Annotated in this window: 15 protein-coding genes; 7 read left to right on the top strand and 8 right to left on the bottom strand. The window is 72.7% G+C overall.

The window, feature by feature from the left end:
* From ACJOT3_RS23540 to ACJOT3_RS23520, 5 genes are all read right to left on the bottom strand, one after another.
* The coding region (locus tag ACJOT3_RS23540) for a fructosamine kinase family protein (RefSeq protein WP_406975272.1) at window positions 1-825 on the bottom strand (825 nt) is incomplete at its 3' end.
* Window positions 826-904: 79 nt separating this feature from the next.
* Window positions 905-1,435 (bottom strand): low molecular weight protein-tyrosine-phosphatase, encoded by a 531-nt coding sequence (locus tag ACJOT3_RS23535; protein WP_406975270.1) that lies wholly within the window; start codon window positions 1,433-1,435, stop codon window positions 905-907.
* A gap of 105 nt (window positions 1,436-1,540) precedes the next feature.
* A complete protein-coding gene (locus tag ACJOT3_RS23530) occupies window positions 1,541-1,975 on the bottom strand; it encodes a response regulator (RefSeq protein ID WP_274807400.1) in 435 nt (144 codons plus the stop codon).
* Window positions 1,976-1,990: 15 nt separating this feature from the next.
* Window positions 1,991-3,916: a sensor histidine kinase gene (locus tag ACJOT3_RS23525; protein WP_406975269.1), complete on the bottom strand. Its 1,926-nt coding sequence runs from the start codon at window positions 3,914-3,916 to the stop codon at window positions 1,991-1,993.
* A gap of 23 nt (window positions 3,917-3,939) precedes the next feature.
* A complete protein-coding gene (locus tag ACJOT3_RS23520) occupies window positions 3,940-5,211 on the bottom strand; it encodes a PP2C family protein-serine/threonine phosphatase (protein ID WP_406975271.1) in 1,272 nt (423 codons plus the stop codon).
* Window positions 5,212-5,709: 498 nt separating this feature from the next.
* On the opposite strand from ACJOT3_RS23520, the gene ACJOT3_RS23515 reads away from it, so the two are divergent.
* The 3 genes from ACJOT3_RS23515 to ACJOT3_RS23505 all read left to right on the top strand — a co-directional run bounded on the left by ACJOT3_RS23515 (window position 5,710) and on the right by ACJOT3_RS23505 (window position 7,573).
* Entirely contained in the window at window positions 5,710-6,387 is a 678-nt protein-coding gene (locus ACJOT3_RS23515) for a biliverdin-producing heme oxygenase (protein WP_406975268.1), read from the top strand.
* A 137-nt stretch (window positions 6,388-6,524) separates the two neighbouring features.
* Entirely contained in the window at window positions 6,525-7,184 is a 660-nt protein-coding gene (locus ACJOT3_RS23510; protein WP_406975267.1) for a TetR/AcrR family transcriptional regulator, read from the top strand.
* Between the two features lie 131 nt (window positions 7,185-7,315).
* Window positions 7,316-7,573: a hypothetical protein gene (locus ACJOT3_RS23505; protein WP_406975266.1), complete on the top strand. Its 258-nt coding sequence runs from the start codon at window positions 7,316-7,318 to the stop codon at window positions 7,571-7,573.
* Between the two features lie 133 nt (window positions 7,574-7,706).
* Here ACJOT3_RS23505 and ACJOT3_RS23500 read toward each other — a convergent pair whose 3' ends face one another.
* Window positions 7,707-8,618 carry a 3'-5' exonuclease gene (locus ACJOT3_RS23500; protein ID WP_406975265.1) on the bottom strand — a complete coding sequence of 304 codons (912 nt, stop codon included), beginning with the start codon at window positions 8,616-8,618 and terminating at the stop codon, window positions 7,707-7,709.
* A 219-nt stretch (window positions 8,619-8,837) separates the two neighbouring features.
* Between ACJOT3_RS23500 and ACJOT3_RS23495 the strand changes: the two genes are divergently transcribed.
* Both ACJOT3_RS23495 and ACJOT3_RS23490 read left to right on the top strand, forming a co-directional pair.
* Window positions 8,838-9,800 carry an asparaginase gene (locus tag ACJOT3_RS23495; protein WP_406975264.1) on the top strand — a complete coding sequence of 321 codons (963 nt, stop codon included), beginning with the start codon at window positions 8,838-8,840 and terminating at the stop codon, window positions 9,798-9,800.
* 11 nt (window positions 9,801-9,811) lie between these two features.
* The gene (locus ACJOT3_RS23490) at window positions 9,812-11,035 is read left to right on the top strand and encodes an NAD(P)/FAD-dependent oxidoreductase (RefSeq protein WP_406975263.1); all 1,224 of its coding nucleotides are present in this window, start codon (window positions 9,812-9,814) and stop codon (window positions 11,033-11,035) included.
* On the opposite strand, the gene ACJOT3_RS23485 is transcribed toward ACJOT3_RS23490, so the two are convergent.
* A complete protein-coding gene (locus ACJOT3_RS23485) occupies window positions 11,025-11,216 on the bottom strand; it encodes a ferredoxin (RefSeq protein WP_406975262.1) in 192 nt (63 codons plus the stop codon). The genes ACJOT3_RS23490 and ACJOT3_RS23485 overlap by 11 nt on opposite strands.
* A gap of 88 nt (window positions 11,217-11,304) precedes the next feature.
* A complete protein-coding gene (locus ACJOT3_RS23480) occupies window positions 11,305-12,600 on the bottom strand; it encodes an RNA-guided endonuclease InsQ/TnpB family protein (protein ID WP_406975261.1) in 1,296 nt (431 codons plus the stop codon).
* Window positions 12,601-12,639: 39 nt separating this feature from the next.
* Here ACJOT3_RS23480 and ACJOT3_RS23475 point away from each other — a divergent pair, with 39 nt between their 5' ends.
* Together ACJOT3_RS23475 and ACJOT3_RS23470 are read left to right on the top strand one after the other, a co-directional pair.
* Window positions 12,640-12,798 (top strand): Arc family DNA-binding protein, encoded by a 159-nt coding sequence (locus ACJOT3_RS23475; protein ID WP_406975260.1) that lies wholly within the window; start codon window positions 12,640-12,642, stop codon window positions 12,796-12,798.
* 180 nt (window positions 12,799-12,978) lie between these two features.
* The coding region (locus tag ACJOT3_RS23470) for a DUF4153 domain-containing protein (protein ID WP_406975259.1) at window positions 12,979-14,781 on the top strand (1,803 nt) is incomplete at its 3' end.

Raw genomic sequence — 14,781 nt, 5'->3', positions numbered from 1 at the left:
CTCCAGGGCGGTGGTGCGGTAGGCCGCGCCGAACAGGCACACGTGGACCAGCAGCGGGTAGAGCTGGTGCAGGGCCACCCGGGAGCGCCAGCCCGCCGCCAGCGGCGCCACCTCGTTGTAGGCGTCGCGCACCCGCTCCAGGTGGGGCAGGCCGAACAGGGTGAGCATGGCCAGGTCGGCCTCCCGGTGCCCGCCGTGGGCGGCCGGGTCGATGAGCACCGCGTCCTTGCCGCGCCACAGCACGTTGCCGTTCCACAGGTCGCCGTGGATGCGCGCCGGCGGCTCGGGCTCCCCCGCCAGGTCGGCGACCCGGTCCACCACCTTCTCCACGGTCCGCCCGTCGATGGGGGTGAGCCCGCCCTGGTCCACGGCCCGGCGCAGGCAGGGGCGCAGCCGCTGCTCGGCGTAGAAGGTGGGCCAGTGCCGGGCGGGCGTGTTGTCCACCGGCAGCGGCCCCACGTAGCCGGGCCAGTCGGCGCCGAAGTGGTCCGCCCCGGTCAGGTGCAGCCCGGCCAGCCGGCGGCCCAGGCGCTCGGCCGCGTCCGGGGTGGGGTCGCGCTCCTCCACCCAGGGCAGCACCAGGATGCGCTCGTCCCAGGCGAGCGGCTCCAGCACCGGGGAGCCGAAGGCGCGCCCCAGCCACTCCAGGCCGCGGGCCTCGGAGGTGAACACGGCGCTGGGCGCGGCGTTGCGCGGCAGCGACTTCACGAACAGGCGGCCGCCGTCCTCGGCCTCCGCGTAGGAGATGTCCCAGTCGTGGCTGCGCTGGGCCCGCACGGCCCGGCGCACCGGACGGCCCAGCAGAGCGGTGAGCCGCTCGGCCATGGTCCCCTTGACCGGGTCCCGCCGCCGGCCCTCACCGCCGTCCGCGGCGCACACCGGTCCCCCCTCCACCCGGCCCCCGCTACCGCTGCTTCAGCAGCGCGGTGAGTTCGCCGGTCAGGCCCTTGGCCGCGGCCTCCACCATGTTGAGGACGGCGGTGAACCCGTCGTCGCCGCCGTAGTAGGGGTCGGGCACCTCGGGGTTGGGGCCCGCCCCGGGGGCGAAGGAGCGGAACAGCCGCAGCCGGGCCGGGTCGAAGCCGTACCCGGCGCCCTCCCGGTCGACGAAGCGGCGCAGGTCGTCGAGGTTGTCCAGGTCCATGGCCAGCAGCAGGTCGAGCCGTTCCAGGTCGGCCGGTTCGAACTGCCGGGCGGTGTGGTCGGTGAGGTAGCCGTGCACGCGCAGCGTGGAGGCGGCCCGGGGGTCCATCGCCCCGCCCACGTGCCAGTCGCCGGTGCCGGAGCTGGTCACTTCGACGAGGTCGCCCAGCCCGGCCCGTTCCAGGTCGGCCGCCAGCACCTTGGCGGCCATCGGTGAGCGGCAGATGTTGCCCAGGCACACCACGCCGACACGGTAGGGGCCGTCGGGGTGGCGGGGTTCCGGCAAGCTCATACCTCTTACCGTAACGAAAAACCGGCGCGGCCACCCGTTTCGCGGCGGGCGCGTTCGCCGCGGTCCGGTAACGCCCGCCATCCCTCGGGCGGGCGCACCGCGGCCTCACCCCTTGGGCAGGCGGACCACGGTGACGAAGAAGTCGTCGATCTGCCGGACCACCTTGATGAACTGGTCGAAGTCCACCGGCTTGGGCACGTAGGCGTTGGCGTGCAGGCGGTAGCTGCGCAGCACGTCCTCCTCCGCCTCGGAGGTGGTGAGCACGACGACGGGGATGTGCGCGAGCTCCTCGTCGTTCTTGACCTCCTGTAGGACCTCCCGCCCGTCCTTGCGGGGCAGGTTGAGGTCGAGCAGGATCAGGTGCGGCCGCGGGGCCTCGGCGTACTCGCCCTCCCGGCGCAGGAAGCGCAGGGCCTCGACGCCGTCGGAGACCACGTGCAGGCGGTTGCCCAGCTTGTGTTCCTCGAACGCCTCCTTGGTCATGAGGACGTCGCCCGGGTCGTCCTCGACCAGCAGCACCTCGATGGGATGCACCAACATGACCTCGCTCAAGCCTCAGAACCCCTGATCAGGGTCCGCCCCGCCGTCGGGGGGAACCGTACCGCCGTCGGACACGGGCGCGGTGGAGGTCGCGCCGGGGGACTCCCCGGCCGCTTCCGCCTCCGGGCCGTCCCGACCCGTGGACCATCGTGCGGCCGCCGGTGCCGGGTCCGCGGGGGCGGTCTCGGCCTCCTGGACCCCGTCGGCGGCGATCGCCTCCCGGGCGGCGGGTGCGCCGTCCGCGTCAGCGGTCTCCTCCTGCCCGGGATCGACGGGCAGAGACCAGCATATGCGCGTTCCGGTACGGGGGGTCTCCCCCTCACCGGAGGTTTCCGGCCCGTGTCCGGTGTCCAGCCAGATCCGACCGCCGTGGAATTCGACGATCTTCTTGCACATAGCCAGGCCGATACCGGTTCCCGTGTACTTCTCCCTCGTATGCAACCGCTGGAAGATCACGAAGATGCGCTCGGCGTACTGCGGTTCGATCCCGATTCCGTTGTCCTGGCAGCTGAAGATCCACTCGTCGCCCTGGCGTTCGACGCCGATGTGGACGCGCGGGTCCTCCTCGCCGCGGAACTTGACGGCGTTGCCCACCAGGTTGAAGAACACCTGGGTGAGCAGGGTGCGGTCGCCCTGGACGGTGGGCAGCTCGTCCCAGGTGACCTCGGCGCCGGTCTCCTCCAGCCGGGTGGACAGGCTGCTCAGGGCGTCGTCGAGGGCGCGGTCGAGGTCGACGGCGGCGAAGTTCTTGGTGCGGCCGACCCGGGAGAAGGCGAGCAGGTCGTTGATGAGGGTCTGCATGCGCTTGGCGCCCTCGACCGCGAAGTCGATGTAGGAGTCGGCGCGCTCGTCGAGCTGGCCCTGGTAGCGGCGCTGGAGCAGCTGGCAGAAGCTGGCCACCTTGCGCAGCGGCTCCTGGAGGTCGTGGGAGGCGACGTAGGCGAACTGCTCCAGTTCCAGGTTGGAGCGGCGCAGCTCCTCGGCCTGGTGCTCCAGCAGCGCGGACTGCTCCTGGAGTTTGCGCCGGGCGGAGGCGACCTCGTCCAGGTCCTGGACGATGCGCTCGCGCATGGCGTCCACGTCCCGGCCCAGGCGGACGATCTCGGGTGGGCCGTGCAGGGAGATGCGGTGGGCGTAGTACCCCTCCGACACCTGGCGCATGTGCCCGGCCAGCTCCTCCAGGGGGCGCAGCACCCACTGCTGGAGCATCACCCACAGGAACACCGACAGGAACACCACGACCAGGCCGACCAGCACCAGCAGGGCGACGACCTGCTGGGTGGCCAGGGTCAGGCCGCTGCGGGCCTCCTCGATCTCGTTCTGGAGGTTGCGGACGGCGGCCTCGCTGGCGCGGGTGAGCTCCAGGTAGAGGACGCGGCCGCGGCGCAGGTCGTCCTGGCTGGGCTCCTGCCCGCTGCCGACCTGCTCCAGGGTGGGCTCGGCGAACTCCTCGGTCCAGATCTCGCCGGCGCGCAGCAGGGCGTCGATGTTCCCGGCCAGGACCGGGTCCTCCTCGCGGCGGCCGTCGGCCAGCTCGCGCAGCACCGCCCGCTCCTCGGTGATCTTGAGGCGGGCGTCGATGTAGGGCTGGAGGAACTCGCGCTCCTCGGTGAGGATGTAGCCGCGCAGGGCGTGGTCCTGGGTCAGGTAGGCCGAGCGGATCTGCTCGACCGAGCCGACGGCCGGGGTGAGCTCGTCGACCTGGAGCGCCAGGGAGTCGCGGGCGCTGAAGGCGGCCAGGGTGATGATCGAGACGGCGACCACCAGGACGACCGCGACCACGGTCAGCAGGCTGGTCACCCGGCGGCGCAGGCTCCACGACTCGTGGGGCACGGCCGGGCGGCCCCGGTCGCCGTTGACGAAGTGGGCGCCGCCGACGGAGGGGGTCGGGGGCGCGGCGGTGTCCTCGGGGGCCTCGGCTCCGTCGGTGTCGGTCGCCATGGCCGTCCCCTCCCCGGGAGGTGTCACTCCCGGTCTCCGTTGTTCTCCCCGTGCCCGCCGCTCTCCCCGTGTGCGCCGCTCTCCCCGTCGCCGTCGTGGGTGATGAGGAGCATCGCCACGTCGTCCTGGAGCGGTCCCCCGTTGCTGCGCTCGGCCTCGTCCACCACGTGTTCGGGCAGCCGGGCCAGGGAGACGCCCTGTTCCAGGACCCCGGTGACCAGCCGGCGCAGCCCCGCGACCTCCAGGCGCGCGGGCGGCTCCTCGTCGTAGGCGTCGACCAGGCCGTCCGTGTACATGAGCAGGCTGGAGCCGTGCGGCAGGCGGACCTCGTCGACGTCGGCGTTCTCCACGGGGAGGACACCGAGCGGGGGCTGGGGGGTGACCGGGGTCTCCTCCACGGAGGAGCCGCGGACGATCATGGGCGGCGGGTGCCCGAGCACACGCAGCCGGACCCGGTCGTCGCCGGTGTCCATGCTGGCCATGCACAGGGTCGCGTACATCTCCTCCTGGGCCCGCTCGCTGACGAGGATGGCCTCCAGGTTGGGCAGCACGGTGGACTCGGCGACCCCGGCCATGATGAGCGTGCGCCAGGCGATGCGCAGGCTGACGCCCAGGGCGGCCTCGTCGGGGCCGTGGCCGCTGACGTCGCCGATGATGATGTGGGTGGTGCCGTCCTTCTCGACCGCGTCGTAGAAGTCGCCGCCGACGATGGCGCGCTTGCGGCCGGGCCGGTAGTAGGCGCGGTGGCTGAGCGGCGAGCGCTGGAGCAGCACCTGGGGCAGCAGGCCGCGTTCCAGGCGCATGTTCTCGCGGGCGCGCAGGCGGGCCTCGCGGAGCTGGTGGGCGTTCTCGTCGGCGCGGCGGCGCTCCAGGGAGTAGCGCAGGCTGCGGCCGAGCAGGGAGCCGTCGACCTGGCCCTTGACGAGGTAGTCCTGGGCTCCGGCGGCGACGGCGGCCACGCCCTCGTGCTCGTCGTCCAGGCCGGTGAGGACCACGACGGCCGCCGAGGGGGCGCTCTGGAGCACCTCGCGGAGCAGGTCCAGGCCGTGGGCGTCGGGCAGGTTGAGGTCGAGCAGGACGCAGCCGCGGAAGCCCTTGAGGTGGGCGCGGGCGTCCTCCAGGGTGGCGACCCAGGTGATGTCGGTGGTGAGCGCTGTCTCGGCGAGCAGTTCCTCGGCCAGGAAGGCGTCGCCCGCATCGTCCTCGATCAGCAGGACGTCAACCGATTCGACGGCAGCCTCCACCCGTTCGTTCAGGACGGCGTCGCCCAGGGCGGCGCGGCCGTCGGCGGCCACGCCGTCAGCGGGGGCGGTGTGCGCCGTCCCCGTGTCGATCACCGTTGTGGGATCGTGCCCTGTTCTCCTGGTATCCACTCATCGCCTTCGGTCTGACGGTCCGCGGGCGCTCGCCGTCGCGCCGCGTGGGCCCGAGACGGACACCCCGGGGCGGTTCGGACCGCATGGCTACCCAAAAGATAAACGCCCCGAGGACCTGTTGACCAGCAGGCGTGGGGGAGACACATCCGACGGGGTCCTCGGGAACCCGGTCGTCGGAGGGGGTCCGCGGGCCGGAACCCGCTGGGGTCAAGGGTTTGCGCGGAGGTCGCCGGGGGCGGTCCGCAGGCGCGTGCAGGGGCATGTGCACGGGGGCGCGGCGTCTGTGAGGCCGCACACAGGCTAAGCGACACCGTCGGGCTTTTTGATGACAGGTTGTCGTATCCTTCTTGAAGGAAGGCTCACCTAAATGACATCATGTCATCAAAGGTACCGATCGAGGAAGTACGGAGAACGCGGATGAGCGTCACGGCCGAAGCCCCCACCACGGCCCCCGACTCGGAGCTGTTCTCCGAGCGGCTCAAGGCGGCCACCTGGAGCGACCACCAGTCCGCCGAGGACCACGGGTTCACCCGGGACCTGATGTCCGGCGCCCTCCCCCTGGCCGGGTACACCGCGATGGTCGCCCAGCACTACTTCGCCTACGTCGCGCTGGAGGAGGTCGGCCGCTCGCTGATCGGCGACCCCCTGGCCGGCCGGTTCCACTACCCCGAACTGGAGCGGGTGCCCGCCCTGGTCGCCGACCTGGAGCACCTGCTCGGCGCCGACTGGCGCGAGCGCGTCGAGGCGACCCCCGCCACCCGCACCTACGTGGCGCGCATCGAGCAGATGGCCGACCGCCCCGAGGGCTTCATCGCCCACCACTACACCCGGTACATGGGCGACGTCTCCGGCGGCCAGTTCATCCGCCGCACCGCCGCCAAGGCCTACGGGCTCACCGACGGGGCCGGGGTCGCCTTCTACGTGTTCGACGCCCTGGGCAGCCTGCCCAGGTTCCGCGCGGGCTACCGCGAGCGCCTGGACTCCCTGGAGATGGACGCCGCCACCGCCGACCGGCTCATCGCCGAGACCCGCCTGGCCTACCAGCTCAACACGGAGGTGTTCGCCGACCTGGGCCGGCTGCACACCGCCGGCTGAGGGGCCCCGCCCCCCGGCACCCCCGACATCCCCTGACGGCGGGTGACCGACTGCGGACACCGGGTGCGACCTGGGCGGACGCCGCGGAGCAGGCCGGACCGTGCGGTCCGGCCCCTTCGGCGTGCCACCATAGGGGAATGCCCAAGATCACGGCGCCCACCATCGCCGCCCACCGTGCCCGCACACGGGAGCGCATCATGGAGGCTGTCGACGAGCTCATCCGCTCGCAGGGGATCGACCGCGTCTCCATGACCGACGTCGCCAACGCCGCCGGTATCACCCGCACCGCGCTCTACAACTACTTCCCGGACAAGCCCACGCTGCTGCTGGCGTTCACCGAGGAGGTGAACAACCGCTTCGTGGAGGACTACCGGCGCGAGCTGCCCTCGGGGGTCTCCGCGGCCCGGCGGCTGTCGGCGTTCGTCCGCCTCCAGCTCGAAGGCATCGTGGCGCACCCGCACCCGCCCGCCGCCGAGCTCGGCGCCAGCCTGGGGCCGCAGGCCTACCAGGCGCTGGCCGCCCACGTCGCCCCGATGCAGAGCCTGCTCACGGAGATCCTGGAGGAGGGGACCGCCGACGGCGAGTTCGACGCGATGCCCGCCGAGGCGGTCGCCCGGCTGACCCTGTCGATGGTCGGCTCCCAGCGCATCCCCCTGATGAGCGGGGAGATCGACCCGGAGGAGACCCACGCCCTGGTCACCCGGTTCGTGCTGCGCGCCCTGGGGGTGGCGGCCGAAACCGTGGACACCATCGTCCCCAATCGGACCGCGACGGAGACCGTCGGCGACGACGCATGAGCGACGGGTGATAACGGACCGCCCGTAACGGGCGGTCCGGTGGCGATCGGGTGATACCGAGTCGAGATCGGCGGCCCGGATCCGGTAGGAATCATGGTCCCGGTCCCCGGTCGCGAAGGTTCTCCCCCGTCGTGTCTCTCGTACTGCTGGCGATCGGCGCCGTGTTGGTGCTGCTCGCGATGTTCAACAAGGTGCCCCGCTACGTCCCGCCCCGGACCCCGCGCGCCCCCGCCCGCGGCGGGACCGCCACGCGCACCCGGGCCAGGGCCTCCGGCCCGCGGCTGCGGCTGGCCCCGGCCCGCCTCACCGAACAGGGCCGCGCCCTGCTCACCGGCCTGGGCGGCAGCGCGATGATCATCGCGTTCTTCCTCGCCCTCTCGGGCTACTGAGGGCCAGGGGCCCGCGAGGCGCCGGCGGGGTTCCGGAGGCCCTGGAGGCGAAGTCTTCGAGGAGAGGCCCGTGGCCGTAGGCCGTCCGTTGAGGACCTTCTGATCCTCGACGGGTGGGCCGGGGTTCAAAAAATCACGGGCGGCGCAGGCGGCGGACCGCCCCGGCCAGCAGCCCGCCGGCCGCCAGGCCCCCGGCCACCGCGACGGCCGCCGCGATCCTGCGGCGGGCCCGGGCGTCCCGGTGCGCCGCCATCTCCGCGATCGCCCGGTCCGAGGGACCGAACGCGCCCCCGCACAGGAACGGGTCCAGCTCCAGGGGGCGCCAGCGCACGCCGTCCCACGGGCGCGGCACGAACAGGTCCGGCGGGGTCGAGGTGCGCGGCTTCCAGCGCACGCCCTCCAGGGGCACCCCCGAGGGCACCGGGATCCGGCGGTGCAGCGGGACCGCGATCGGCTCCGGCTCCACCCCGTGGTAGCGCAGCTCGCCCGGGGCGTTGGCGATCATCTCCACCAGCAGCCGGGCGCAGGCGCGGGCGTCGCCCAGGGCGGTGTGCTGCCCGGTCGGCCACACCCCGCTCAGCGCGTGCGAGGCCTTGGGCAGCGAGTAGCGCTCCAGCTTGACCTGGGCGCGCAGGGCGCGCAGCGTGCACAGCCCCGGCAGCCCCTCGGGCAGGCCGACGGGGATCAGCTCCGAGGCCAGGAAGCGCTGCTCGAAGTCGAGGTTGTGGCCCACCACCACGGCGCCCGAGAGCAGCCGGACCAGTTCCGGCACCACCTCGTCGATCGCCGGGGCGCCGATGACGTCGCCGTCGCCGATGCCGTGGAACTCGCGGCCGGCCACGTCCGCGCGCGGGTCCACCAGGGTGGTGAACTCCCGCAGCAGGGTGCCGTCGCCGCGCACCCGCACCACGGCGATCTCGACGATGCGGGCGCCCGTGCGCGGGTCCAGCCCGGTGGTCTCGGTGTCGAGCACCGCGTACTCCAGGTCCGCCGCCCGGACGCCGCCCCTGCGCCGGGTCAGCGTCCCCATCCGCAGCGTTCCCATGCCCGTCCCTCCGTTTGAAACCCACCGGGAGCCCACCGGCTCCACGGGCTCGACCCTACTGCGGGATACCGACGTCCTCGCCCGGGGTGATGCCGTGCTCCCGGTGGAAGATCCTGTGCTCCCGGTGGAAACGGAAGAAAGGCCTCCGGGGTAACGTTCTGACGCATGTCCGCACATCCGCGGACACTTCACGCACCCCTCGACGATGAGGAGACCCGTATGACCAGAACCCCGCTGCCCGAGTACGTGCCCCTCGCCGAGGTGACCCGTTCGGGGATGCGCGAGAGCGTGCACTACGGGGCGGTCGTCGGGCTGGCCGCCGACGGGCGCATCGCCCACGCGCGCGGCCCGGTGCACCAGCCGATGTTCCCCCGCTCCTCCGCCAAGCCTTTCCAGGCCGTGGCGATGCTGCGCGCCGGCGCCCCGTTGAGCGGGCCCTCCCTGGCGATCTCCGCGGGCAGCCACGGCGGCGAGCCGATCCACGAGGAGCGCGCCCGGCTGATCCTGGCCGAGGCCGGGCTCACCCCCGACGCGCTGCGCTGCCCGGCCGACATCCCCGGCGGCTCCGCGGCCCGCCGCGCGTTCGTCCGCTCCGGGCGCGAGCCCGAGCGCCTCCTGATGAACTGCTCCGGCAAGCACGCGGGCATGCTCGCCGCCTGCGTCGCCCGGGGCTGGACCACCGAGGACTACCTCGACCCGGAGCACCCCCTCCAGGTGCTCGTCCGCGAGACCACCGAGGAGCTGTGCGGCGAGCCCGTCGCCCACACCGCCGTCGACGGCTGCGGGGCGCCCCAGCTGGCCGTGTCCCTGGCGGGCCTGGCCCGCGGCCTGTGGCGGATGCGCACCGCGCCCGAGGGCTCGCCCGAGCGCGCGGTACTGGCGGCCATGAGCGCCCACCCCGAGTACGTGTCCGGCACCGGCCGGGTGGACACCGACCTGATGACCCGCATGCCCGGCCTGGTGTCCAAGATCGGCGCCGACGGGGTGCTGGTCCTGTCCGCGCCCTCCGGCGAGGCCGTGGCCGTCAAGATCAGCGACGGGGACGCCGCCGAGCGGGCGCGTACGCTGGTCGCACTCGACGCCCTGCGCGCCCTGGGCGTGGACGTCTCCCCCGTCCAGGACCGGCTGCGGGTGGACGTCTACGGCGGCGGCGCCCCGGTCGGCGAGGTCCGCCCGCTCTGATCGGAGGCACAGTGCGAAACATCGTCATCGTCGGCGCCGGGATGGCGGGGCTGCACACCGCGGCGGCCCTGCGCGAACGCGGCTTCGAGGGGCGGATCACCCTGATCGGCGAGGAGCGGCACCGGCCCTACTCCCGGCCGCCGCTCTCCAAGGAGGCGCTGACCGGGGTGGGCCTGGACCCGGGCCCCCTGGCGGGCAACCGGGCGCTGCGGCTGCTGGAGGACGCCGAGATCGACGCCCTGGACCTGGACTTCCGTCCGGGCACCCGGGCGGTCGGCCTGGACACCGCCTCCCGCACGGTCAAGCTCGACGACGGCGATGTCCCCTACGACGGCCTGGTCGTGGCGACCGGCGCCCGGGCCCGCCGCCCGGACACCGACCTGGCCGGGGTGCACGTGGTGCGCACCCTGGAGGACGCCGAGGCCGTGCGCGCCGCGATCGCCGAACACGGGCGCCTGGTGGTCGTGGGCGCCGGGTTCGTCGGCGCCGAGGTGGCGGCCAGCGCCCGCACCCTGGGCGCCGAGGTGACCCTGGTGGAGGCGGCCCCCACGCCGCTGACCCGGGTGGTCGACCCGCGGCTGGGTTCGGTGCTGACCGAACTGCACCGCGAGAACGGTGTGGACGTGCGCCTGGGCGTCGGGGTGGCGGCCTACGAGGGCTCCGGCCGCGTCGAGCGCGTGCGGCTCGCCGACGGGGAGGCCGTCGAGACGCCCCTGGTGGTGGCGGGCATCGGCGTGCACCTCAACACCGAGTGGCTGCGGGGGGCGCTCGACCTCATGCCCGACGGGTCGGTGCGCTGCGACGAGTACGCGGCGACGTCCGCGCCCGGCGTGTACGCGGTCGGCGACCTGGCGAACTGGCCGCACCCCCGCTACGGCGGGCGCATCCGGCTGGAGCACTGGACCAACGCCGGGGAGCAGGCCGCGGCGGCCGCGCACAACCTGCTCGCCGCCCCGGAGAAGCGCGAACCCTTCACTCCGGTGCCCTACTTCTGGTCGGACCAATACAAAATGAAGATCCAGCTGCTGGGACAGGGCGCCCCGGCCGATGAGGTCGCCATCGTCCACGGGTCGGTCCAGGACCGTAAATTCGTGGCGTTCCTCGGCCGGGGCGGCATGCTGACGGGCATCCTGGGGCTGCGCTCCACCCCGCGCACCATGCGGCACCGGGGGCTGCTGGAGCGCCCCACCACGTGGGAGGACGCCCTGGCGGCGGTCCAGCGGTTCAGTCCGTGACCGTGATGGCCCGCTTGGGGCACAGCTTCTCGGCCTGGCGGACCCGGTCGTGCAGCTCGGCGGGCGGTTCCTCGGTGAGCAGGTACAGGAAGTCGTCGTCCCTGACCTCGAAGACCTCGGGGGCGACGCCCATGCACAGGGCGTTGCTCTCGCACAGGTCGTAGTCGACCTCGACTCGCATGGTGTGACTCCTCGCGCGGTTGACATCCTCTCTCGCCTAAGCGAGAGATTCCAACAATTCCTGATCGAAGAGCAAGAGCTGTTGAAGTTCACGGACGCTCGACCGCTCGCGCGGTGTCGTCCCTCCGACACAGGCCCCCAGGGGGCCCGGGGCGAGGCACCCCGCCCTGTCCTGCCGCGACGTTATTGGAAGCATTGGTGTCGGCGTTGCAGGTGAAACCGCAGTGAGAGCAGACGAACTCGGCTTGGCTCTTGCGCGAGTTCTTGTCGATCCACTGGCAGTCGCTGCACCGCAGACTGGTGTAAGCGGGTGGAATGTCCTCCACTCTGCCGGGAGCCTTGTGCCCGGTCCGTGTCCGGAGCAGACCCCACCCCTGGGCGAGGATCGCCCGGTTCAATCCTGCCTTCTGCGCGGTCCGTCTACCAGGCTCGGCGATGGTGCCGCGTGCAGAACTGGTCATGTTCTTGATGCGCAGGTCCTCGAACCGGATCGTGTCGAACGACCGGGCGAGCATGGTGGAGGTCTTCTCCACCCAATCCCTGCGCCGGTCGGTCTCCTTATCCCGCAGCCGAGCGACCTGAACACACTCCGCTCTGCGCCGACCACTGCCCTTCGGTGCGCGGGCCGCGCGCCGCTGGTGCTTGCGCACCTGCGCGTGCTCCTTCACCGTCAACTGCGGGCAGTTGAGCACCTGCCCATCGGACAGGGCGGCGGTGATCACCACACCCCGGTCGACGCCGACGGTCTCACCATTGCCGGGAGCATCGGTCGGGCCGGGTCTGACGGCGAATGAGATGTACCACCGCCCGGCTCGGCAAGTGACACGGAAAGTCTTGGCATCCGGCAATTCTCGGCGAGTGTTGCGGAACTTCACCCACCCACACCCTGGGATCTTGACGTGCGCCCATTTGCGGTTGAGTTTCTCCACCCGCACCGCCCGGGACATGACCTGCTTCCCCTTGGCGTTGAGCACCGGCTCACCGTCAGCGGTGCGGGCGGGAACCCGATCGGTGCCGATCACCCGGAACCCCTCGTGCCGGTGTTTCTTCCGCCGCTTCGGATACCCGTGGGTGCCGTTGAAGAAGTTGACCAGGGCCTGGTCGAAGTCGCGCAGAGCCTGTTGCTGTACCTCGGCGTTGCCGGAGGCCACCCAGGCGAAGTAGTCCGCCTCCTCAGTTGCGAGGTCGCCGGTAGGGGTGCGGCGCACCTCGGTGAGCATCGCCGCCATCCCCGCGTAGCGGGCCGGGCGTGTGGTGCGGGACCCGCCCTTGCGGTAGGTGGAGTTGACCTCCCACGCCAGGTTCCAGGCATGCCGCGCCTGTGCGCAGTGGCCGAACATCACGGCCTCCTGCGCACGGCTGGGATGCAACCGAAACCTGGTCATGACATCAATTTACCATCGCTTCGCCGTTATTATGACGGCATGCAGAAGTTGACACTACGGCTCCCTGACGATCTCAATGACAAGCTCAAAGAAGCCGCCGACCGCGACGACCGATCCGTGAACTCCTACCTTGTCGCCCTCATACGACGAACCGTCGACCCCGAGGAGACACCGGGGGCTCGGAGGAAATCCGGCTGACCTTGCGCCGCTGCGCACCAGGGTGCATCCCCTGGCCCGAAGACCGGGGTGACCCGCAGAAACTCCAATGAGAGTGCCGCGCCGCACGCTACGCCGGTGCCGCGGTGAACCGGCGGGGGGTGCGCGGAGTCCCACGCTGTGCGGGGATCCCCCCGTCCAGTGTCCGAGTCGAGGTGCACCATGGCCGTCCCCGAGAGTCAGCGTCCCCAGCATCACCACCACGCCCCGTACGCGCCCTACATGCCTCCGGCGTACCGGCCCCGGCCCCAGCTGCCCCGGGCGCCCGCCTGGCTGCTCATCGCGGTCCTGGCGGTGGGTGCGTTCTCCGCGCTGTTCGCCGCGCTGGCCCGCCCGGGCCTGGGGCTGGTGCTCACCGGTGTCCTGGCGGGGCTGACCGCCCTGGTCGCGCTGCTGGTCCGCCCGGCCATCCCGGAGGCGCCCGCGGCCGAGACCGACGAGGATGATGACGAGGACGCCGACGAGGACGAGGTGGTCGAGGAGGCCGAAGCCGCGGAAGCGGCCGAGGAGACCGCCGGGGACGAGGGCGGCGAGGCGGAGGGAGAGGCGCCGGAGGCCGCCGACGCCGACCCGTCCCCGGAGGCCGCGGGCGAGGACTCGGACGAGGTCACCGACGCGGACGGGGACGCGCAGGCCACCGGCACCGATGCCAGCGCGCAGGCGCAGGACACCCCCGCGCAGGACACCGACACCGACATCACCGCCGAACCGCCCGCCGCGCACCCGGCCCCGATTCCAGTCCCGGCCCCGGCCCCGGCCGCCGCGCCCGGCGGATATCCGCCCCCGCAGGCCTGGAACGGCTGGGAGCCCGCCCCCGGCGGCGGCTGGCGCCCCGTCGGCACCCCCGTGGAGGAGGACTCCGCACCCGACCGCTACTCCCACGCCTGGGCGGCGATCTTCGGGACGATCGCGACGGCCCTGCTCTTCACCGCCCTGTTCCGCGACGCCGGGTGGCTGCTGTTCTGGACGCTCACCGGCGCGTTCCTGACCGCCTCGCTGGCCTTCGCCGTCCGCGGCCCCCTCTCCCGCAGCGCCACCGTGGGCGTGGCAGCGGGCGCGTTCGCGCTGATCGGCAACCTGTTCTCCACGCCGCGCTTCCTGCTGAGCCCCCTCCAGAACGACCGGACCCGGCGGCTGGTGGGGCCCGCGCTGCTCACCGCCCTGGTCACCGGCGCGCTGCTGCTGGTCTTCGGGCTGCTGTTCGCGTTCGCCGACGCCGTGTTCGCCCGCTACCTCGCCGACCTGTTCGCCCCGCTGACCGAGGGCACCACGTTCGTCGAAGGACTCGGCCGCCTGTTCTTCCTGGTGCTCACCGCCCTGTTCACCGGGTCGGCGGTGCTCACCGCGCGGCGCCGCCGCCCGGCCGCCACCGCGCGCCCCGAGCGGGAGTCCGCGATGCCGGTGTGGGTGTGGACCATCCCCCTGGGCGCGCTGACCCTGCTGTTCGCCGCGTTCCTGGCGGTACAGGCCCTCACCCTGTTCGGCGGCGACGCCCACGTGCAGCGGGTCGCCGGGGTCACCTACGCCGAGTACGCTCGGCAGGGGTTCTTCCAGCTGGTGGCCGTCAGCATCCTGGTGCTGGGCGTCATCGGCCTGGCGGCGCGGATCCTGCCCGCGCGCCCGCGCGGCGTCCGCGTCCTGCGCAACGCCCTGCTGGGGGCGCTGTGCGTGCTCACCCTGGTCATCCTGGCCTCGGCGATGTACCGCCTACAGCTGTACATCGACGTGTTCGGCCTGACCCGGCTGCGGGCGGTCGCGGAGGCGTGGATCGTGTGGAGCGCCCTGGTGTTCGGCCTGGTCATCGCCGCGGGTGTGCTCAACACCCTGGGCCGCCCGGCGGTGTGGCCGCCCCGGGTGGTGGCCGCCACCGCCGCGGCGTCCCTGGCCGTGTTCGCCTACGCGGACCCGGACCTGCGCATCGCGCGGAGCCACGTGGGCACCGAGCTGAACCAGTCGGACGTCTGG

Origin of the sequence: Nocardiopsis protaetiae (genome assembly GCF_045446735.1) — a bacterium.
GTDB classification, from domain to species: domain Bacteria; phylum Actinomycetota; class Actinomycetes; order Streptosporangiales; family Streptosporangiaceae; genus Nocardiopsis; species Nocardiopsis protaetiae.
This window is presented reverse-complemented; position numbering and strand designations above follow the sequence as displayed.

Coding starts and splice junctions, on each gene's coding strand:
- ACJOT3_RS23495 (WP_406975264.1), top strand. CDS start 8,838: ATGACCAGAACCCCGCTGCCCGAGTACGTGCCCCTCGCCGAGGTGACC.
- ACJOT3_RS23475 (WP_406975260.1), top strand. CDS start 12,640: ATGCAGAAGTTGACACTACGGCTCCCTGACGATCTCAATGACAAGCTC.
- ACJOT3_RS23535 (WP_406975270.1), bottom strand. CDS start 1,435: ATGAGCTTGCCGGAACCCCGCCACCCCGACGGCCCCTACCGTGTCGGC.
- ACJOT3_RS23530 (WP_274807400.1), bottom strand. CDS start 1,975: ATGTTGGTGCATCCCATCGAGGTGCTGCTGGTCGAGGACGACCCGGGC.
- ACJOT3_RS23480 (WP_406975261.1), bottom strand. CDS start 12,600: ATGACCAGGTTTCGGTTGCATCCCAGCCGTGCGCAGGAGGCCGTGATG.
- ACJOT3_RS23500 (WP_406975265.1), bottom strand. CDS start 8,618: ATGGGAACGCTGCGGATGGGGACGCTGACCCGGCGCAGGGGCGGCGTC.
- ACJOT3_RS23525 (WP_406975269.1), bottom strand. CDS start 3,916: ATGGCGACCGACACCGACGGAGCCGAGGCCCCCGAGGACACCGCCGCG.
- ACJOT3_RS23485 (WP_406975262.1), bottom strand. CDS start 11,216: ATGCGAGTCGAGGTCGACTACGACCTGTGCGAGAGCAACGCCCTGTGC.
- ACJOT3_RS23515 (WP_406975268.1), top strand. CDS start 5,710: ATGAGCGTCACGGCCGAAGCCCCCACCACGGCCCCCGACTCGGAGCTG.
- ACJOT3_RS23510 (WP_406975267.1), top strand. CDS start 6,525: ATGCCCAAGATCACGGCGCCCACCATCGCCGCCCACCGTGCCCGCACA.